Origin of the sequence: Vibrio sp. 1CM24A, from assembly GCF_023161725.1 — a bacterium.
In the GTDB taxonomy this organism is placed as follows: domain Bacteria; phylum Pseudomonadota; class Gammaproteobacteria; order Enterobacterales; family Vibrionaceae; genus Vibrio; species Vibrio coralliirubri.
The window spans coordinates 133,734-154,285 of the sequence record NZ_JALNTS010000010.1 but is presented as its reverse complement, the minus strand read 5'-3'; the positions used below and the strand labels follow the sequence as shown (position 1 = coordinate 154,285).

Annotated in this window: 20 protein-coding genes; 8 read left to right on the top strand and 12 right to left on the bottom strand. The window is 44.5% G+C overall.

Annotation, left to right across the window (positions count from 1 at the left end; translation table 11 throughout):
- Window positions 1–85: 85 nt before the first annotated feature.
- The 7 genes from nqrF to bolA form a co-directional block, all read right to left on the bottom strand.
- On the bottom strand, window positions 86–1,312 hold the full coding sequence (gene nqrF / locus MSG38_RS20765; protein ID WP_017631923.1) for an NADH:ubiquinone reductase (Na(+)-transporting) subunit F: 1,227 nt from the start codon (window positions 1,310–1,312) through the stop codon (window positions 86–88).
- 29 nt (window positions 1,313–1,341) lie between these two features.
- Complete coding sequence (gene nqrE, locus MSG38_RS20760) at window positions 1,342–1,938, bottom strand: NADH:ubiquinone reductase (Na(+)-transporting) subunit E (protein WP_009848375.1); 597 nt, start codon at window positions 1,936–1,938, stop codon at window positions 1,342–1,344.
- Between the two features lie 7 nt (window positions 1,939–1,945).
- Window positions 1,946–2,578, bottom strand: a complete 633-nt coding sequence (locus tag MSG38_RS20755) for an NADH:ubiquinone reductase (Na(+)-transporting) subunit D (RefSeq protein ID WP_008223083.1) — start codon at window positions 2,576–2,578, stop codon at window positions 1,946–1,948.
- Entirely contained in the window at window positions 2,578–3,345 is a 768-nt protein-coding gene (locus tag MSG38_RS20750; RefSeq protein WP_017059911.1) for a Na(+)-translocating NADH-quinone reductase subunit C, read from the bottom strand. The genes MSG38_RS20755 and MSG38_RS20750 overlap by 1 nt, the downstream gene beginning before the upstream one ends.
- Window positions 3,335–4,579, bottom strand: a complete 1,245-nt coding sequence (locus tag MSG38_RS20745; protein WP_017067139.1) for an NADH:ubiquinone reductase (Na(+)-transporting) subunit B — start codon at window positions 4,577–4,579, stop codon at window positions 3,335–3,337. Before MSG38_RS20745 ends, MSG38_RS20750 begins: the two co-directional genes overlap by 11 nt.
- Window positions 4,580–4,584: 5 nt before the next feature.
- On the bottom strand, window positions 4,585–5,925 hold the full coding sequence (locus MSG38_RS20740) for a Na(+)-translocating NADH-quinone reductase subunit A (RefSeq protein WP_032549021.1): 1,341 nt from the start codon (window positions 5,923–5,925) through the stop codon (window positions 4,585–4,587).
- 521 nt (window positions 5,926–6,446) lie between these two features.
- Window positions 6,447–6,755 (bottom strand): transcriptional regulator BolA, encoded by a 309-nt coding sequence (bolA, locus tag MSG38_RS20735; protein WP_017064186.1) that lies wholly within the window; start codon window positions 6,753–6,755, stop codon window positions 6,447–6,449.
- Between the two features lie 174 nt (window positions 6,756–6,929).
- On the opposite strand from bolA, the gene MSG38_RS20730 reads away from it, so the two are divergent.
- From MSG38_RS20730 to MSG38_RS20715, 4 genes are all read left to right on the top strand, one after another.
- The gene (locus MSG38_RS20730; protein ID WP_248402509.1) at window positions 6,930–8,081 is read left to right on the top strand and encodes a methyltransferase; all 1,152 of its coding nucleotides are present in this window, start codon (window positions 6,930–6,932) and stop codon (window positions 8,079–8,081) included.
- A gap of 66 nt (window positions 8,082–8,147) precedes the next feature.
- Window positions 8,148–8,717: a YajG family lipoprotein gene (locus tag MSG38_RS20725; protein ID WP_017059907.1), complete on the top strand. Its 570-nt coding sequence runs from the start codon at window positions 8,148–8,150 to the stop codon at window positions 8,715–8,717.
- Window positions 8,717–9,265, top strand: coding sequence for a peptidylprolyl isomerase (locus MSG38_RS20720; protein WP_248402508.1), 549 nt, complete (start codon window positions 8,717–8,719; stop codon window positions 9,263–9,265). The genes MSG38_RS20725 and MSG38_RS20720 overlap by 1 nt, the downstream gene beginning before the upstream one ends.
- 53 nt (window positions 9,266–9,318) lie before the next feature.
- A complete protein-coding gene (locus MSG38_RS20715) occupies window positions 9,319–10,677 on the top strand; it encodes an MFS transporter (RefSeq protein ID WP_059021291.1) in 1,359 nt (452 codons plus the stop codon).
- Between the two features lie 65 nt (window positions 10,678–10,742).
- Here the strand turns inward: MSG38_RS20715 and MSG38_RS20710 are convergent, their stop codons facing one another.
- Window positions 10,743–12,089 (bottom strand): DUF4397 domain-containing protein, encoded by a 1,347-nt coding sequence (locus MSG38_RS20710; RefSeq protein WP_248402507.1) that lies wholly within the window; start codon window positions 12,087–12,089, stop codon window positions 10,743–10,745.
- Window positions 12,090–12,675: 586 nt separating this feature from the next.
- Here MSG38_RS20710 and MSG38_RS20705 point away from each other — a divergent pair.
- From MSG38_RS20705 to csdA, 3 genes are all read left to right on the top strand, one after another.
- A complete protein-coding gene (locus MSG38_RS20705) occupies window positions 12,676–13,482 on the top strand; it encodes an outer membrane protein OmpK (RefSeq protein ID WP_248402506.1) in 807 nt (268 codons plus the stop codon).
- 110 nt (window positions 13,483–13,592) lie between these two features.
- The gene (panE, locus tag MSG38_RS20700) at window positions 13,593–14,486 is read left to right on the top strand and encodes a 2-dehydropantoate 2-reductase (RefSeq protein WP_248402505.1); all 894 of its coding nucleotides are present in this window, start codon (window positions 13,593–13,595) and stop codon (window positions 14,484–14,486) included.
- Window positions 14,487–14,573: 87 nt separating this feature from the next.
- On the top strand, window positions 14,574–15,785 hold the full coding sequence (gene csdA, locus MSG38_RS20695; protein WP_086971009.1) for a cysteine desulfurase CsdA: 1,212 nt from the start codon (window positions 14,574–14,576) through the stop codon (window positions 15,783–15,785).
- Window positions 15,786–15,842: 57 nt separating this feature from the next.
- Here the strand turns inward: csdA and csdE are convergent, their stop codons facing one another.
- From csdE to MSG38_RS20675, 4 genes are all read right to left on the bottom strand, one after another.
- On the bottom strand, window positions 15,843–16,271 hold the full coding sequence (gene csdE, locus MSG38_RS20690) for a cysteine desulfurase sulfur acceptor subunit CsdE (protein ID WP_122081923.1): 429 nt from the start codon (window positions 16,269–16,271) through the stop codon (window positions 15,843–15,845).
- A 37-nt stretch (window positions 16,272–16,308) separates the two neighbouring features.
- Window positions 16,309–17,118 carry a tRNA cyclic N6-threonylcarbamoyladenosine(37) synthase TcdA gene (gene tcdA / locus MSG38_RS20685; protein WP_081231154.1) on the bottom strand — a complete coding sequence of 270 codons (810 nt, stop codon included), beginning with the start codon at window positions 17,116–17,118 and terminating at the stop codon, window positions 16,309–16,311.
- A gap of 113 nt (window positions 17,119–17,231) precedes the next feature.
- On the bottom strand, window positions 17,232–18,344 hold the full coding sequence (gene mltA / locus MSG38_RS20680; protein ID WP_248402504.1) for a murein transglycosylase A: 1,113 nt from the start codon (window positions 18,342–18,344) through the stop codon (window positions 17,232–17,234).
- An 81-nt stretch (window positions 18,345–18,425) separates the two neighbouring features.
- On the bottom strand, window positions 18,426–18,899 hold the full coding sequence (locus tag MSG38_RS20675; RefSeq protein ID WP_248402520.1) for a DUF2850 domain-containing protein: 474 nt from the start codon (window positions 18,897–18,899) through the stop codon (window positions 18,426–18,428).
- 161 nt (window positions 18,900–19,060) lie between these two features.
- Here MSG38_RS20675 and argA point away from each other — a divergent pair, with 161 nt between their 5' ends.
- The gene (argA, locus tag MSG38_RS20670; protein WP_017065782.1) at window positions 19,061–20,398 is read left to right on the top strand and encodes an amino-acid N-acetyltransferase; all 1,338 of its coding nucleotides are present in this window, start codon (window positions 19,061–19,063) and stop codon (window positions 20,396–20,398) included.
- Window positions 20,399–20,552: the final 154 nt, after the last annotated feature.

Genomic DNA, 20,552 nt, shown 5'->3' with positions numbered 1-20,552 from the left:
AAGCCAGTATGTTGTCAAAAATAGTCTTAGAAAAACAAATGGCTGACTCGTGAGAGTCAGCCATAATATCAATCACTTAAATGGATTAACCACCGAAGTCATCTAGTAGGATGTTTTCATCTTCTACACCAAGATCTTTCAGCATGCCGATAACAGCCGCGTTCATCATTGGTGGACCACACATGTAGTACTCACAGTCTTCAGGAGCTTCGTGATCCTTCAGGTAGTTTTCGTACAATACGTTGTGGATGAAACCTGTGTAACCGTCCCAGTTGTCCTCTGGTTGAGGATCAGACAGAGCACAGTGCCACACGAAGTTCTCGTTTGCAGCCGCTAGGCCATCGAAATCTTCAATGTAGAACATCTCACGCTTAGAACGTGCACCGTACCAGTAAGACATCTTACGAGTAGAGTTAAGACGCTTAAGTTGGTCGAAGATATGTGAACGCATTGGCGCCATACCTGCACCACCACCGATGAATACCATTTCATTGTCTGTGTCTTTAGCAAAGAACTCACCAAATGGACCAGAAATAGTACATTTGTCGCCTTCTTTAAGAGACCAGATGTATGAAGACATCACACCAGGAGCTACGTCAGGGTTGTTTGGCGGCGGAGTTGCGATACGCACGTTAAGCTTGATGATGCCTTTCTCTTCTGGGTATGAAGCCATAGAGTAAGCACGGATCGAATGCTCTTTAACGATAGACTCGTAACGGAACAAGTTGAACTTATCCCAGTCACCACGGTATTCCTCAGGAATATCGTAATCTGCGTATTTCACGTGATGTGGTTCAGCTTCAATCTGAATGTAACCACCCGCGCGGAACGGAACTTCTTCACCTTCAGGGATCGCTAGAGCAAGTTCTTTGATGAAAGTAGCTTCGTTGTTATTCGAGATAACAGTACATTCCCACTTTTTAACACCAAAGATATCTTCGTCTAGTTCAATCTCCATGTCAGTTTTCATAGCAACTTGACATGCAAGACGTTCGCCTTCGCGAGCTTCACCTTTTGTGATGTGATCAAGTTCAGTCGGAAGGATGTCGCCACCACCAGACTTAACTTTTACACGACACTGACCACAAGAGCCACCGCCACCACAAGCAGAAGATACGAAGATACCAGCGCCAGCTAGGGCACCAAGTAGCTTGCTACCAGGTTGAGTAACGATCGCCTTTTCAGGGTCGCCGTTTACAGCAATAGTGATGTCACCTGATGGTACTAGCTTAGACTTAGCGAAAAGAATCACTAGTACTAGAGCCAATACAATAATGGTAAACATCGCTACGCCAAGAATAATGCTTTGCATTTGTTATTCCTTATTACTGGGTGCTTACCCTACAGTTGAACACCAGAGAAAGACATAAAGCCTAACGCCATCAGACCAACAGTAATGAACGTGATACCAAGGCCACGAAGACCTGGAGGTACGTCAGAGTACTTCATCTTCTCACGGATACCCGCAAGAGCAACGATAGCTAACATCCAACCCACACCAGAACCGAAGCCGTAAACAACAGATTCAGCAAAGTTGTAGTCACGAGTTACCATGAAAGATACACCACCAAAGATTGCACAGTTAACTGTGATCAGTGGAAGGAAGATACCTAGTGCGTTGTACAAAGGTGGGAAGAAACGGTCTAGAACCATCTCTAGGATTTGTACAAGTGCCGCGATAACACCGATGAATGCGATGAAGTTAAGGAAACTTAAATCGACACCTTCAACAAGCGCGTTTTCTTTCAGGATGTGTGTGTAAACAAGGTTGTTTACAGGAACAGCGATTGTAAGTACTACAACTACCGCAACACCAAGACCAAAAGAAGTTTTAACTTTCTTAGATACCGCTAGGAATGTACACATACCTAGGAAGAAAGAAAGCGCCATGTTTTCGATGAAAATCGATTTAACTAGCAGACTAATATAATGTTCCATGACTACCTTACCCCTTCGCTTCTACTTGTTCTGGTTTGAACACACGAATTGCCCAAATCAAGAAACCAATTAGGAAGAATGCAGAAGGTGCTAGAAGCATCAAGCCGTTTGGCTGATACCAACCACCGTTGCTCACTAGAGGTAGTACTTCCATACCAAATAGTTTGCCAGAGCCTAGAAGCTCACGGAAGAAACCAACAGTGATAAGAACGAAACCGTAACCAAGACCGTTACCAAGACCATCGATTAGAGATGGGATTGGCGCAGACTTCATTGCGAATGCTTCAGCACGACCCATTACAATACAGTTAGTAATGATTAGGCCTACGAATACAGATAGCTGCTTAGAGATATCGTATAGGTATGCTTTAAGCACTTGGTCTACCACGATTACTAATGATGCGATAATTGCCATCTGAACGATGATACGCACACTGTTAGGAATGTGGTTACGGATCAAAGAAACGAAGAAGTTAGACAGAGCAGTAACGAACATTACCGCGATAGTCATAACAAATGCTGTTTCTAGCTTAGTGGTTACCGCAAGAGCAGAACACACACCAAGAACCTGTAGCGCGATTGGGTTGTTGTCCAACACCGGCGCTAAGATGCTCTTTTTAATTTCTTTTGCACTAGACATTAGTTCAGACCTCCGTCACGAACTTTTGCTAGGAACGGACCAAAGCCCATATCACCTAACCAGAAGTCAAATGTATGTTGAACACCAACGCTAGTCAGTGTTGCACCAGAAAGGCCATCTACACCGTGCTCAGAACCTTGAGGAGCGCCACCTTTAACAACCTGAATAGCAGGTTTGTGGTTTTCGTCGAATAATTTCTTACCAACGAATTGAGCGCGCCAAGATGGGTTCTCAACTTCACCACCAAGTCCAGGAGTTTCACCTTGCTCGTAGTAAGTGATACCAGAAACTGTGTTGCCATCAGTTTCTACCGCAACGAATGCGTACATCATTGACCATAGACCGTTACCGTGAACAGGGATGATAACTTTAGAAGTTTCAGCGCCATCTTTCACAAGGTATACAGTACCCGTGTTAGCACGACGAAGGATCTTAGCGATGTCATCTTCAGCTGAAAGCTTGATTGACTGAGCTGGATCTTTTGCCGCTTTACGTTGGTCGTATGCAGCAGCGTCGCCGTCAACGAAATCGCCAGTAGCGAAATCAACTAGACGAGGTTCAATGTTCTCTGCGTACAGTTCAGGGATATTACCCGCAAGTTCAATGCCCGCAACTTCAAGGATCTTAGTTTGCTGATCCAGAACCGCGTTAGCTTGTTGCTTAGGTTTAAGAACAACTGCAGCTGTTGAAACGATGATTGAGCACACTAGGCTCAATGCGATAACAACAAACAGCGTCTTTTTAATGCTATCGTTATTACTTGCCATAGCGCGCTAGTCTCCGCTTAATGTTCTTCTCGATTACAACGTGGTCAAACAGAGGAGCAAATAGGTTTGCGAATAGAATCGCAAGCATCATGCCTTCTGGGTATGCAGGGTTAACTACACGAATCATTACACACATTGCGCCGATTAGGATGCCGTACCACCACTTACCTTTGTTGGTAAATGAAGCTGATACTGGGTCAGTCGCCATGAAGAACATACCGAATGCGAAGCCACCTAGAACTAGGTGCCAGTGCCAAGGCATGCTGAACATTGCGTTAGTATCAGAACCGATCACGTTAAACAGCGTAGACACAGCAATCATACCGATCATTACACCAGCAATGATGCGCCATGAAGCGATACGCATGTAAACGATCATCGCAGCACCAATCATAAGTGCTAGAGTCGATACTTCACCGATAGAACCTGGGATGTTACCAATGAATGCGTCCATCCAAGTGATTGCTTCACCAGATGTTACGTTCATTAGTGCGCTACCGCCGCCTTGAGCCCATTGGCTAAGAGCAGTTGCACCAGAGAAACCATCTGCAGCAGTCCAAACTACGTCACCTGAAATCTGTGCAGGGTATGCAAAGAATAGGAACGCACGGCCAGCAAGTGCAGGGTTCAGGAAGTTACGACCCGTACCACCGAAGATCTCTTTAGCGACTACAACACCGAAGGTAATACCTAATGCTGCTTGCCATAGAGGAAGTGTTGGCGGAACGATAAGCGCAAATAAGATAGAAGTAACAAAGAAACCTTCGTTTACTTCGTGCTTACGCACCATACAGAACAGAACTTCCCAGAAACCACCAACGATGAATACCGTTGCGTAGATAGGTAGGAAGTATGTCGCACCAAGTAGCATCTTGCTGCCAACACCTGCATCGGCTCCTAAGGAGGCTCCAAGCATTTCGGTTAGCCAGTAGTGCCAGTTACCACTGATAACAGATGCTAGTTCAGCGCCTGCGTACATATGGTTAAGTGCTGCGATAGCTTGGCCACCCGCGTTGTACATACCCCAGAACATTGCTGGGAATACCGCGAACCAAACCATGATCATGATACGTTTTAAATCAACGCTATCACGAACGTGCGAGCTTTTCTTTGTAATAAGACCTGGCGTGTAGAACACTGTCGCTGCTGCTTCGTAAAGCGCAAACCACTTCTCGTGTTTACCACCTGGCTCAAAATGATGCTCGATGTCTTCAAGAAACTTTTTAAGGCCCATGAAAATTACCCTTCCTTCTCAATCGTATCTAGGCATTCACGAAGTAGTTGACCGTACTCGTACTTACCTGGACATACAAAGGTACACAATGCTACATCTTCTTCGTCTAGCTCTAGCGCACCAAGTGCTTGAGCACTATCAATGTCGCCTGCACATAGATCTCGAAGCAGCAATGTAGGTTCCATATCTAGAGGCATTACGCGCTCGTAGTTACCAATTGGAACCATTGAGCGGTCACTACCGTTTGTCGTCGTTGTCATGTTGAACAACTGACCTTTAAACAGGTGACCAAGGAATGAACGAGTAACAGAGAACTTGTTCTTACCAGGCATAGCCCAGCCGAATAGCTCTTTATCACGACCTTCACGTAGAACAGAAACTTGCTGATGGTAACGACCAAGGAAAGCATGTGGACCTGTTGCTTCAGTACCCGTAAGTACAGAACCAGAAATCACACGAACTTCGCCTGGCATTAACTCGCTGTCTGTCAACTCTTCAAGGCTAGCACCAATTTGAGTACGAACTAGACGTGGGTTGTTCACCACTGGACCAGCCAGAGAAACAACACGCTCAGAGTAAATCTCACCAGTAAGGAAAAGCTTACCGAATGCGATAACATCTTGGTAGTTAATGCTCCACGCTACATTTTGTGCATTTACCGGATATAGGTAATGCATATGCGTGCCTGCAAGACCTGCAGGGTGTGGGCCATCAAAAACATGTTCTTCAACGTTAGACTGAGCTGAACGAGGTAAGCTAGTACCTTTTTTACAAACGTACACTTTACCGTTAGTCAGAGTTGAAAGAAGATCTAAACCAGCAACGAAAGCATCAGACTGCTCGTTAATGATTAATTCTGGCTCAGCTGCTAGCGGATTAGTATCCATAGCAGTAACGAAAATAGCCTGAGTTTCAGAATCAACTGCTGGAACCTTGCTGAACGGACGAGTTCGCAAAGCGGTCCATGCGCCAGACTCAACTAACTGAGCTTTAACCGTATCACGGTCAAGGCCTACTAGTTGGTTAGCTTCATAGCTATTGAACGTGATTTGCTCATTGCCTGCTACTTCAATCACTACTGATTGAAGAACACGCTTAGCACCACGGTTCACTTCAATAACTTTACCGCTTGCTGGAGAAGTAAATACAACACCTGGGTTCTTTTTATCTGCAAAAAGAACTTGGCCTTTCTTCACTTCATCACCAACGCGAGCATGCATCGTAGGACGCATACCAACGTACTCTTCGCCAAGCAAGGCGACTTTAGTGATGGACTTACCATCATTAATCACCTGGGATGGAGTTCCTGCGATAGGAAGATCCAAACCCTTCTTTATTGTAATCATACGCACTTGCACTACTTTATCGGGAAAAAGATTCTTTTAATTGCGTAAATTCGGGACGTTTTAAAATCGCCCTTAGACACGACATTACAGTGTCCGGTTTTGGTAAATTTGAGATACCAAAATCGCAACATTACATTAATAAACTCATCACAAAGATTATGTGAGATTTATCAGGTGCCGTATTCTAGCATTTTTTGACAACTTGATGCCATGACCAATAACTTGAATACGGCCTTTATTTGGTGAGATTTGAAGCATATGGGCTCTCAAATATGTATAAATTTGACGAGCCGCACAGATAAATTGGCTTTTGAATCGTGTTTTAAACAAGAGATTAATACTCTGTCACAAACTAATATTTTACGAGTTATGTTGAAACACTGTTAATAAAAACATTACTCATTGTAGGTATTTCCAGCCGTTCTATTTACCATCAGTTTGAGTGATATAACAACGAAAAACAGATGAATTTGACGACAAAAAAGGCGGCATAGCCACCCCTTCTATATTCGTAAGCTTTCTTACTTACCGCCGCCCATGCACATCGGGCTATCTGGCACGTTATCGAGCTGCTTCATCCATTCATCTTTTGTATAAGTGTGAATGGACAATGCATGAATATTGTTCGCTAGCTCTTCTGAAAGGGCTTTATTTACAGCTCGATGACGAGCAATAAGACGCAAACCTTCAAACACATCGCTGACAACAATCACTTTGAAATGACTCTCAGAACCGGCCGGAACATTGTGCATATAGCTCTCATTAACCACGTTTAAATGACTTGGTGAAAACTCATTGTGCAATTTTGTTTCGATAACTTCTTGGATCATTGTGATTCCTTAATAACGTATTGGCATTATCCGTGGGGTGAGTATAAACCCTAACAGGTCGAGTGTCTGAGTATTTCATAGCGAATGGCATAGGTTTGGTTGAGTTTTTTCTATCTTGTTCAGCCTGCATTTGAGACAATATCTTTGTTATTTCTTACATAAGTATCTCAAGCAATGAAAACCGAACTTACCCTTCACGACAGAACTTTGACCTTACATCGTTTCCCGAAACGTTCAAATGAAACCCTTCAAGCTTGGGATGCGGGCGACGAATACATTATTAGCCATGTTGAAGAGATGAACCTTGAACCTGGCAAACACATCCTGATCATGAACGACAGCTTCGGTGCCCTATCGACTTGGTTCTCGAAAGATCATGATATCACTATGATGAGCGACTCATTTATCTCTCACCGTGGTGCCCTGAAAAACTTGCAGCGCAATCAAAGTAACCGAGTGAACTTCTTGAACACGATGGATGATATCCCACACGGTATCGATCTTGTGATCATGCAGCTGCCAAAAACAAATCGTCACCTAATCTGGCAATTGAGCCAGCTACGCCAAGCTTTGCCTGAAGGCTGCCAAGTGATCGGCGTCAACAAGGTAAAAGAGATTCACACCTCTACGCTTAACCTGTTCGAAAAATACCTAGGTGAAACCAAAACATCACTAGCGAAGAAAAAACACCGCTTAGTATTCTCATCACCAAACTGCCAGCCGATTCAAACGGTAGAGCCTTTTGTTGAATGGGATGTAGACGGTGAAGATATCCGATTGAAAAATTTACCAAATGTTTACTCAGGGGAAGCACTCGATCAAGGCGCTCGCTATATGCTAGAGCACATCCCTCAAGATCCTGAGCTGCGTCATATCATCGATCTCGGCTGTGGCAACGGTGTATTGAGTGTAAAAGCAGGGCAATTGAACCCACAAGCTCGTATCACCTGTGTGGATGAAAGCTTTATGGCGGTGGAATCGGCGCGCCAAAACGTCAAGGATAACCTTGGTGAAGAAGGCAACTTCCAGTTCATCGCCAACAACTGTTTAGATGGCTTCAAGAAAAACAGCACCTACTTAGTGATGTGTAATCCTCCATTCCATCAGCAACAAGCGATTACGGATCACATTGCGTGGCAAATGTTCTGTGATGCAAAGCATGTTCTAAGCAATGGAGGCAAATTAATTGTTATTGGCAACCGACACCTCGGATACGATGTCAAACTAGCAAGACTATTTGGTGAAGCTAACGTTGAAACGCTTGAACTAAACCAAAAATTTGAGATATTACAAGCAACAAGAGAACCTGCGAATTTTAATAAATAAGCAGAAACGACTTCACAAGAATTTAAGATACCGAGCTTCTGGTGTGAATTTAGAAAGGATAAAGGAATGAAAAAACTGATTTTGGCTGCTTCTATTATGGCTTTGACAGCATGTTCAGCCCCTCAGCAAGAACAGATCAATGTAATGCCAGAAGCTTCACTAAGCTCAAGCAACCTTGTACAAGGCAAAACATACACACTAACCAGTAAAGATGTTCGTGCCGCTCAATATGTTGCATTGGTTGATAGTGGCCGTTCAAACATTCAGCCAATTCACGCTAAGCAAAACATGCGTATTTCTCTAGAAAACGCTGTGGCTCAACAGTTAGAGTCTCAAGGTTTTCGTGCAAGCGTAAACAGTGAAAACTCAATTGTTTTAGAGATTCAAGAAGCACTCGTTACCGTAGAACACACCATTATGGAAAACAAAATGGACGGTAAAGTAACGCTTGAAGTTACCGCGGAAACGCCTGAAGGCAAACTAGTTAAAACATTCAACGGTACTGCAACACGCACTGGTGCATTGAGCGCATCAAACGACGACATCTCTATGGTTCTTAATGACGTAATCAACTTGGTTCTTACTGAGATCGCTAACGACCAAGAGCTACAAACTTATATGAAGGAACGTTTCTAATGGGTCGTATTTTATCTTCTATCGCATTAATGCTAGTGAGTGTGAGCGTTTGGGCTGGTCCTAAAGTAAACGTGGAAACAACATTAGGCGACTTCACTATCGAGCTTAACCAAGAGCAAGCACCGGTTAGCGCGGAGAACTTCCTAAAATACGTGGCAGACGGCAGCTACGAAGGCACTATCTTCCACCGTGTTATTCCTGGCTTTATGGCGCAAGGTGGCGGCTTCGATCAAGAGATGAATCAACAAGCAACTTACGCTCCTATCAAGAATGAAGGCAGCAATGGCCTGAAAAACGATACAGCAACAATCGCTATGGCTCGTACTAATGCGCCAGATTCTGCAACTCGTCAGTTCTTCATTAACTTCTCTGATAATGATTTCTTGAACGCAAAAGGTGGTAACCCAGGCTACGCTGTATTCGGCAAAGTAACTGAAGGTTTTGATGTTGTTCAAAAGATGGCAACGATTCCAACCAAGCGAATGGGCCGCATGTCAGACATCCCAGTCGACCCAATCGTCATCACTAAAGTGACCCTTATTAAGTAATCCAATCTAACGCCCTTATTTCTTAAGGGCGTTTTTCTACACAAGGACGCCCTATGTCATCAGGCACTCCCTCTCTTTCTTGGATGCAGACTTTCCGCAGCTACCTAGATAAACGCCTACTTTGGGTGTTTATGCTCGGCTGTTCGAGTGGCTTCCCATGGGTTCTTATTGGATCCAACATGTCTGGTTGGCTAAAAGATGCAGGTTTAACACGAGCAGCCATTGGCTACTTTGGTAGTGTGTTTGCCGTGTATGCGATTAACTTTCTATGGGCACCATTGGTCGACCGAGTAAAACTGCCGGTGCTTCACGCAATACTCGGCCAGCGCCGCAGTTGGATTTTTTTCTGCCAAACCATTGTTTTAGTCGGCACCTTATTCATCGCAGGCGTCAATCCCGCAGAGAATTTGGCGTTTACTTCAATGTTGGCGCTCGCTATTGCCATTGCCTCGGCCACGCAAGACATCGCGATTGATGCATTTCGTATTGATACCTTCCCAAAATCCGAAGCATCAAAGCTGCCGCAAGCTTCTGCAATGGCAGTGATGGGTTGGTGGACGGGGTATTCTCTACCAGGCTACCTTGCCTTTATTAACGCAGACTCAATCGGTTGGAATGGTGTGTATTACGGAATGGCAGGCGTCGTTGTCGTACTAATGCTGTTTACGCTTTTTGTCGGAGAGCCAAACACACAACGCGAAGCCCTGCAAGAACAAGCTCAGCAACGCCACAATAAGGTTATCGGTTCGAAAGTCGTGGCTTGGTTCAGTGTTACCGTGTTAGAACCGTTTTATGACTTCTTCAAACGAAACGGAGTTCAAGTTGCCATCACCCTACTGCTGTTCGTATTCCTATTTAAGATAGGTGAAGCCTTCTTAGGTCGTATGTCGATCACCTTCTATAAAGAGATAGGTTTTAGTAACGAACAGATCGGCCACTATTCGAAGTTAATTGGTTGGGGCGCAACCATATTCTTCACTTTGGTAGGCAGTGTCTTCAATGTGAAATTCGGCATTGTACGCGGACTGATGATTGGCGGTGTTGCCATGGCAGCCAGTAATCTAATGTTTGCGTGGATCGCTCAGGCAGGCCCAAGTGAAACCTTGTTCTTGGCAACGATTATTGTCGATAACTTCACGACCGCCTTTTCAACAGTAGCTTTTGTCTCTTTCTTAACGCTATTAACCGGGCAGGCCTTCTCTGCAACCCAATATGCATTACTCGCATCCTTGGGTAACTTCGGTCGTACCACACTGGCTTCATTCAGTGGTGAGTTGGTTGATTACCTCAATGACTGGTCAACCTTCTTTATACTGACTGCACTCATGGTGATACCAAGTTTGATCATGCTCTACTCATTACGCCACTTTTTCACGGATTTATTAGAAAAAGCCAAAAACAATCAAGAATAGAATCAAATAAAAAAATGAGAAGAGGGTAGCATTGAGCTACCCTCTTTTACGTTCTATCTTCAGATCTAGTCTGTTGTTTCACTCACAATTAGGTTAAAACCCGTTCCCATCGAATCATCAATCGCCACGACTTGATACACCACACCATTAGCCAAAGTAGCAGGCGCTGAATCAATCGCCACAACCGACGGCTGACCCGCTACCGTTATCGTCACAAAGTAAGACCCCGCCGCAACATAAATGCCATTCACATAATCTTTGAATTTCACATCACTTAATGCTGGAGTGCTACCAGAGATCCCCGCGTTTTCTGTTAAGTAGATATCAACCGAAGCCGCAATTGGATTAGCCGCCGCGTGGGTAATGTTTAACACTGCACTGGTCGCAACCGGGCGACGGTTTTCAGGAACAACCAAAGGTTCCAAATTCAGTGGACTTACTGTCCCTACCGCATAGATGCTGTAATCCATGCCAGCAAATACAGCTAATCCATCAACATCAATAAATGATGGAGACGTCGTTCCCGTTTCGTATATATCAATATCATAACTGTCTGCAGCTAAATCTAAGAAACCGCGAATTTCTTTAAACATTAAACCATCAAGAGGAGCAAACTTAGCAGAATTAACAAATACATCTACAGCTGGTGCGCCATCGACCAAATGCCCGACTCTTACTTCGGCAGTTTCTGCCATGTCGTATATTAACGATGATCCACTACCATCCATCACCATCAATTTTACTGGGGAAGCGCTATTGGAGTCAGCTCTTGGCACAGCCGCAATCGTTAGCTCGCTGCCGCCAGACAGAGTGATTTCTCCAGAGTCAAAAGCAATAGCACTGCCGCTCACGGTTTCTAATCTCACGCGATATTGTCCTGCAGGGATATTGAGTACGTCAGTAAAATCTTTATAAGCTAAAGTCCCTAACGGTGCGCCCAATGGATCACTCGGCCCTGTCACATATAGGTTTACATCGCCAACTCCTGTTGCCGCGTGTACTACTTGCACATCTAGACTTGAACTTGTTGCCGTTCCTGCAGCAGGGCGAGTAACAACCAAAGCCTCTACAGGATTGTTGGATCCATCGGCGTCGCCTACAACCATCACGGTGTAATCTAAGTCACCGCTTAAATCGAATTGGCTTTGAGGGATAACAGTGGCCACTTCGTCACCTGGGAGTTGGACATCGACTTGAAGAGTTGTCTGTCCTTGACCTACGGAGGCGTATCCGGATGCTTGAGCATAATCGACATCGCTCCAACGAGCCTGACTATTGACTAGAACGTTAGCTAAAGGAGCATCTGGCGATGCATGTACAGCTTGTAGTTGAGTTGTTGATTCATCGTCGTCATCACACCCAACAATAAATAGGGCTGAAATTGCTACAGCGAGTATAGGTGAATATTTCATTGGTCTTCTCTCCAAAAAAGTTAGACCAGCTCGTCACACAAATGATTAGTCCAATAACTAATCTTTAAAAAGTATTTCAAAATCTAGTGCAGTGAACTGTCTTTAATTCTCCGTGATTCAAAAAGTAGCTAGGTTCAAATCCCTAGGCAGTCATCACATGAGTTGTCCATCAATTGATTCCAACTCCATTACGCTGCTGGTCAAAAATAGATCAAAGACAAGATTAAGAGGTGGTTTGAATGAGTCATTTTTTAAGAGAAAACGCTTAGAAAGGAATACTGTTGATTTTGATATGCATGTCACTCTAATTAGTAGAATCGTTTGCTTAGCGCAGTATTTCACCTATTTATCCACAAAATAATCGAATTTCACAAAATCAATAGAATTAAAGGTGCATCAAGATGCATTGCCACCTTAAAGTTCCATCATTTAGATCATTAGTGTGATCAACCTCACCTTAATAATTGTAGTTTTCACTCTGTCTCACTTTTATTTGAGAACAAAATCGCTATTATGCTCGGCATTCGGACATCATAAACACGCACGGATTAGCGGGTTACTTATTTCAAACATAGAGAGTTCCATTATGCGTAAATCACTTTTAACTCTTGGCCTACTTGCAGCAACTTCTGCTCCAGTAATGGCAGCGGATTATTCTGACGGCGACATCCATAAAAACGATTACAAATGGATGCAATTCAACCTTATGGGTGCATTTGATGAGCTTCCAGGTGAATCATCACATGATTACCTAGAAATGGAATTCGGTGGCCGCTCGGGAATCTTCGACCTATATGGCTATGTTGATGTATTTAACCTACTTTCGGATCCAGGTAGCGATAAAGCAGACAGCCAAGCAAAAATGTTCATGAAGTTTGCTCCACGTATGTCTCTTGACGGACTAACAGGTAAAGACCTTTCATTTGGTCCAGTACAAGAACTTTACGTTGCATCTGAAATTACGTGGGACGGCGTTAACACAACTGACACAACTTTTGGTGTTAACCAACAAAAAATCGGTCTAGGTTCTGACGTAATGGTTCCTTGGTTAGGCAAAATTGGCTTAAACCTTTACGGTAACTACGATTCAAACATTAAAGACTGGAACGGTTTCCAAATCTCGACTAACTGGTTCAAACCATTCTACTTCTTCGAGAACGGTTCATTCATCTCTTACCAAGGTTACATTGATTGGCAATTTGCGATGGAAGACGAGTACAGCGCAGAAAGCAGCGGCGGCGCAATGTTTAACGGTATCTACTGGCACTCAGACCGTTATGCTGTAGGTTACGGTCTTAAAGCTTACGAAACTATTTACGGTCTAGAAGACGGTGGATTCGCAGGTAAAACTTCAGGTGTGAGCCACTACCTAGCAGTAACTTACAAGTTCTAATAGAACTTCTAAGAAAGTTTCCAAAATGGCACCCTCGGGTGCCATTTTTTATTGCTTTCATTTAATGCCTCGCTATCCTTGCAGCATCACTTTCTTATCTCGGTATTGCTGTGAACATCACTATTGTTGGACCTGGAGCTATCGGCTCTTTATGGGCGATTAAATTGCTTCAAGCTGGTCATAATGTCTCTTTGTGGAGTCGCTCCCCTGAAACCTCAATTAACCTAACACTTGATGAGCAAACTTCACTTTCCTTCAGCAATAACAATATCGACAAGCTATCAACGAGTGATTTGGTTATCTTCACAGTCAAAGCTTGGCAAGTAGAAGAAGCCACCACTCCGTTACTTCAATATGTCGACTCTGACACCATTCTCATGTTCATGCATAACGGAATGGGCGCGGTCGACAACATTGCCACTCAAATTAATGCTCACCCGATAGTATTGGCGACCACCACCCAAGCAGCCTTTAAACCCGATCGTAACAATGTATCTCACACAGGAATAGGACAAACCCAGCTAGGTGCTTTTAACCAAACGGGTCAACAGTGCACGTTTTTGGTTGATGTATTGGATGATGCTCTCCCCGCTGTGAGTTGGAACCCACAAATAGAAACCGCGCTTTGGGCTAAACTCGCCATCAATTGTGCTATCAATCCACTTACTGGGTTGGAACAAATCAAGAATGGTGAACTTGCAGACCAAAGGTTTGAGGGTATTTTAAGTCCTATCGTTGAAGAGCTAACAAAAGTTATGCAGGCCGAAGAGATCGCTTGTTCATTCGACGGATTAGAAGCAAGTGTCAAGCAGGTCATCCAAGCCACGGCGCAGAACAACTCATCCATGAAACAAGATATGTTTTACCAACGCAAAACAGAGATCGACTTCATCACTGGACACCTAATAAAAACAGCGCTTAAGCATCAGATAGAAGTTCCCGTTAACCAAAAGCTGTTCGATCAGGTCAAAGAGCAAGAAAATAGCTGGAATCATCAAGATTAGTCAGCAACGGTCAACAAGTCGCGATAAAATAACAATACCGCTAAGCATAACGCTGGCACCAATTTCCAAGATTTTAGGTAAGAATAGATGCTTGATATCAATCACATCCGAGAGCAGTTTCCTGCGCTATCACAAACCATCAATCAACAACCATTGATTTACTTAGACAGCGCGGCAACGACACAAAAACCTCAGGTAGTTATTGATGCCATTAGCCAATATTACTCCAAACAAAATGCCAATGTTCACCGTGGTAGCCATAGCTTAACAGCGAACGCGACCAGTCAGTTTGAAGCTGCCAGAGATAAGGTCGCTCAGTTTATCGGTGCAAGCTCTTCAAAAGAGATCATCTGGACTCGCGGTGCAACCGAAGCGCTCAATTTAATTGCTCAAACTTACGCAAGAAGTATTCTTCAGCCTGGCGATGAGATCTTAGTGAGTGAAATGGAGCATCACGCTAACATAGTTCCTTGGCAAATTGTGGCAGAACAAACCGGGGCTAAAGTCGTTAAAGTACCAATGACATCGGATTGCGAATTTGACCTAGTCGCGTTTGATACGCTTTTAAATGAACGAACCAAGATTGTTGCATTAGCTCAGATAACCAACGTAACGGGTTCTCGTCAGCCGATTGAAGCCGTCATCGAGAAAGCGCATAAGATGAATGCAATTGTGGTAGTCGATGGCGCACAAGGTATCGTTCATGAATCGGTTGATGTTGCTGCTTTAGGCGCTGATTTCTACGTTTTCTCAGGCCATAAACTCTATGCCCCTGCGGGCATCGGTGTGCTTTACGGCAAGCTTGAATTGTTAGAAGCGATGCCACCTTGGCATGGTGGTGGCAAAATGGTCGAGCGCGTCTCTTTCTCTGGCACTACTTTTTCAGAACTGCCTGGCAAATTCGAAGCGGGCACGCCAAATGTGGCAGGAGCCATAGCACTAAGCACCGCAATAGAATGGTTAAGTGGTTTTGTACAACAAGATGTCGAAAATCATATCCACCAACTACAACACGAGACCTACCTTGCGCTCAGTAAACTGGATGACATTCAGGTTTTGGGGTATCAGCCCAACGCAAGCGTGATTACTTTTGTGATGGATGGTGTTCACCACCAAGATATAGCGACTCTATTGGATCAGCAAGGGATCGCGGTACGTGCAGGGCATCATTGTGCTCACCCATTAATGGATGCACTTAATGTGAAAGGAACGGTTCGAATCTCATTTGGTATTTACAACAACATGGATGATGTTGAAAAGCTCGTAGCGGCGATAGAAAAAGCCGTTGATATGCTTTAGCGAGTAGCGAAATTATTTAGGGTTGGCGTTTAGCGTCAACCCTTTTTGTTTCTGTTATTAAGCACTTAGCTCTTGGATTTGAGCAACAATCGCTTTTAATCCATTACCGCGAGATGGGCTAAGGTGGGTAATTAAACCGATTTGTTCAAAGTAACCATCAATATCGAACGCTTGAACCTCCTCTGATGTTTTTCCATCATACGCAGCCATCACTAATGCAATCAGACCGCGCACAATACGCGCATCAGAATCAGCACAAAAGTGCCAAACACCGTCGATATTCTGAGAAACCAACCAGACTTGGCTTTCACAGCCAGAGACAATCACCTGCTCACTTTTCAGTTCATCAGGCATCGTTGGCAGTTTCTTACCCCATTGAATCACTTGGCGATAACGGTCTTCCCAGCCGCTGAATGTCTGCATCTTCGCGACGATATCATCACTGGTAATTTCAGTGCCGAACGGAGAGATTGGGAATGTGGTCATTTTAATATCCAGTCGATTGTTAATTGAGTAAAAGACGTTACTTAGCGTGCTTTTGAATCAGCTTTTCTACAATACGTGAAACCGCCACAAAGCCAAACGTCGCTGTTACAACCGTTGCCGCACCAAAACCCGTCGCACAATCCATGCGTTTTGGACCTTCTGCTGTCGCTTTCGCAGCACATACACTGCCGTCAGCTTGAGGGTATTTCAGCTGTTCAGTTGAGAACACACAATCGATACCAAACTTACGCGCAGGGTTCTTAGGGAAATTATGATGACGACGAAGGGTGTCTTTTAGCTTCTTCGCTAGCGGATCTTGAATCGTCTTAGTCAGATCAGCCACTTTGATTTGAGTCGGGTCGACTTGCCCACCCGCGCCACCGGTGGTGATCACCTTAATTTTGTTGCTACGACAATATGCCAACAGTGAAGCCTTAGCTTTCATACTATCAATCGCATCTAACACAAAGTCGAACTCTTTCGATAGGTATTCAGCCTGATTATCAGGGCCAATAAAGTCGTCAATCAGGTTCACTTTACACTCAGGGTTAATCAGTTTGACGCGCTCGGCCATCACTTCGATTTTGCTCTTACCGACGGTACCCGACATTGCATGGATTTGACGGTTAATGTTAGTTACACACACGTCATCCATATCGATCAAAGTCAGCTCACCTAAACCAGTACGAGCAAGCGCTTCAACCGCCCATGAACCGACACCACCAATACCGATCACACACACGTGTGCTGCTCTAAGTATGTCGACTTCACTATTGCCATATAGGCGACGGGTGCCACCAAATCGTTGGTCATAGTTTTCTGAAGCTGGAGTGGTCAATTCACGCATTGTTGCCGCCAATTTATTTCTGAGAAAAAGAAAAGAGTGCGTTTTATACGCACTCTTGAATAAAAAGTCTAGGGGATTAGCGATTCGCTTTCAATGCCCTATTTTATTGTAGCTTACTCAACCTTTTCAGGAGGCAAAGCCCAAGGCGCTTCAGTTGCGCTGCCATCTAAACCGAGCTTCCACACACGACCAAAATGCTTGTAATGGCCCGCTTCTGTACCCGCTCGAGGGCCCATGCCGTGGTAAAGGTCCAAATGGTTTTGCTTAACCGCGCCGCCCGTATCCAAAACCAATAGCAGTCTTAGTTGATGAGCGCCGCTCCAAGTACCATCAGCATTCAATAATGGAACCTCAGCAAGAATCGGCGTCCCCATAGGCAAGATAGAGCGATCGCCCGCAACCGCCGCCATAGGTAATAAAGGAATGCCCGCGCTGCCCATCACAGATAGGTCGTCTCTCGCTTCAAAAAACACGAAAGATGGGTTTTGCTCAAGCAGCTCTTTGACCACTTCAGGATCGTTTGCCAATACCCACTCTTTGATTGCTTTTAGCGACATTTTTTCGCGTGGAACTAAGCCTCGTTCAATCAGAATACGGCCAATGCTCACATAAGCTTTATTGTTCTTACCCGCGTAGGCGAAATACTGCAGCGTGTCATCATCACCGAAGTGTACAAATCCACTGCCCTGTACTTCCATCATAAATGGGTCGATACGGTTTGCTGAGTAACCTAACTCAAGGCCCTGACCTTCTAGTGCGCCGTTGTAAATCTCTTCGCGTGTTGGACACTCTTTACCACACTCAGGAAGCCCGTAAACAGGGTAACGATATTCTTCATTCGCTTCGTGGCGCAGTTCCATCACAGGAGAAAAGTAGCCCGTGAACAAAACATTGCCTTGTTTATCACCACCACCTAGTTGAGCGGTTTGAACGCCAAAATTCGCTAGCTCGCTTGGGTCTCCACTCAGCATCGCCCACTCATTGAGTTGTTGATAAAGCGGCTCATAGATTTTAGCCATCGAAGGGGATTTAGAAACCACCATCTCAGCTTGTTCTGCAAATGCGGTGTAGTCTCTTGGTTTATTGGATTCAACCTGATCGACCTTATTCAAGGTGCGGGGAAATTCGTCATCAAGGTGTTGTTGAGCAAGATCAGTGGGTTGAGCACAGCCAAATAACAAAGAGGCAGCGACAAGGGGAAGCCATTTTTTAATCACAAGAGTCATCCTAAAAATTCTATGCATCGAGGATGACAAAAACAGTCAGATAACACAATCTTAGATTGTAAGAGTTTACAAGAAGATAACCTATCGGACGGAGTTATCGATATGGCCCTTAAGGCGGAAGATGGGATTGTAGTGACTGTCAGAATCGAGCACCATTTCTGTATTGTCAGAATTGGTCATGCGGAAGCGATAGGTTTTATCTCCCGCCTTGTATTCAAAGTAGTTACCGTCAAAGTCAAAGCTCGTCGAAACAACAGACCCACGAACTGACACACCATTAGCATTCAGAACAAACTCATCCGTCGCATAATGTGCAACATCCTGCTCTATCCAAGTACCGTATATCAGATTGTCGGGCGTCGCCGCATCTTGCACTCGGGAAAGCACATCGCCGAACAAAGAAACCACCGCAAACGAACCCACCAGGGCTAGAACCATTAAACAGCGTTCAATGATCTTACGCTTCAACTTAGATTGATTGCGCTGATCAGCTTCGCTGTAGAGGCCTTTGGTTATCTCATCGATTTTGTTCTTTGTCGTTGGAGCTTGTTGCATTCGGTGACTACTCATAAGGATGCTATGCGCATTCTACACTGAGACAGTTTATATATTGAAGCCTAGATAAGAATAGTTTGCGCTTTATTCCAAAAAGGTGTTGTTTACATTTGAATTTAAATGCTAAATTATCGAATAAATAAACAAAATGGACTTGTTCTGTGAAATTAAGAAGTACAGCGCTAGTAAAAGGTTTCAGACAATCAACCCCTTACGTAAATGCTCACCGTGGCAAAACCATGGTCATTATGCTGGGAGGCGAAGCCGTTGCCGACAGGAACTTTGGTAACATTATTAGTGACATAGCCTTGCTCCACAGCCTTGGAGTAAAGATTGTTCTCGTTCACGGGGCAAGACCGCAGATCAACCAATTGCTCGCCAAGCAAGATTGCCATACGCCTTATCACAAGAATATTAGGGTCACTGATGAATATTCTTTGGGCGTCGCTATGCAGGCTGCAGGCCAACTACAACTTGCCATCACAGCTCGACTTTCGATGAGTTTGAATAACACCCCGATGGCAGGCACTCAACTCAATGTGATGAGCGGCAATTTCATTACCGCTCAGCCGCTAGGCGTCGATGACGGTACGGATTATTGCCATAGCGGGCGTATTCGTCGAATCGATATCGAAGGGATCAATCGCACGCTTGACCAAGGTTCTATCGTACTGCTTGGCCCTATTGCTAGCTCCGTGACTGGCGAAAGCTTTAACCTGCTTTCTGAAGAGGTCGCAACCCAAGTTGCTATTCGTTTAAAGGCCGACAAGCTGATTGGTTTTTGCTCCGAACAAGGGGTAACAGATGAACGCGGTAATGTGCTCGCCGAGCTCTTCCCTAAAGACGCCAAGCAAATTCTAGAACGCTTAACGGAATCTCAAAACCCTGCCGAAGACATGAGCACAGGAACACTGCGCTTCTTGAAAGGAGCGATCTCCGCTTGTCGTGCTGGCGTACCTCGTTGCCACTTAATCAGCTACAAAGTGGATGGCGCATTAATCCAAGAGTTGTTCTCTTTTGACGGTATTGGAACCCAAGTGGTCATGGCTAGTGCCGAGCAAGTAAGACAAGCTCAGATTGACGATATTGGTGGCATATTTGACCTTATTCGTCCTTTGGAAGAACAAGGCATTCTCGTTCGTCGCTCAAGAGAACAATTGGAACAAGAGATTCACCGTTTTACGATCATCGAAAAAGACGGTCTGATTATTGGTTGCGCTGCGCTATACGCGTATCCGGAAGATCACATGGCAGAGATGGCTTGTGTGGCGATTCACCCTGACTATCGCGATGGAAACCGTGGGCAATTACTGCTGGATTACATGCGCCACCAATCAAAATCTCGTGATATCGACCAGATCTTCGTCCTTACTACGCACAGCCTTCACTGGTTCCGTGAACAGGGTTTTTACGAGATAGCGGTTGATGAATTACCGATGGAAAAACAAGGGTTATACAACTATCAGAGAAACTCAAAGATCTTGGCGCTCAACGTATAAATAAAGTTTTGGAGCACAATCTCACTTCGACAGAAAAATAATTGCAAATGTAATCGTTTTCTATATGAGATTTATTAACTATGCACTTTCACTCACACGTATAATTGTATAGAATTTGGTCGCTTTAACAAAATAACAAATGTTTTTATTGGAA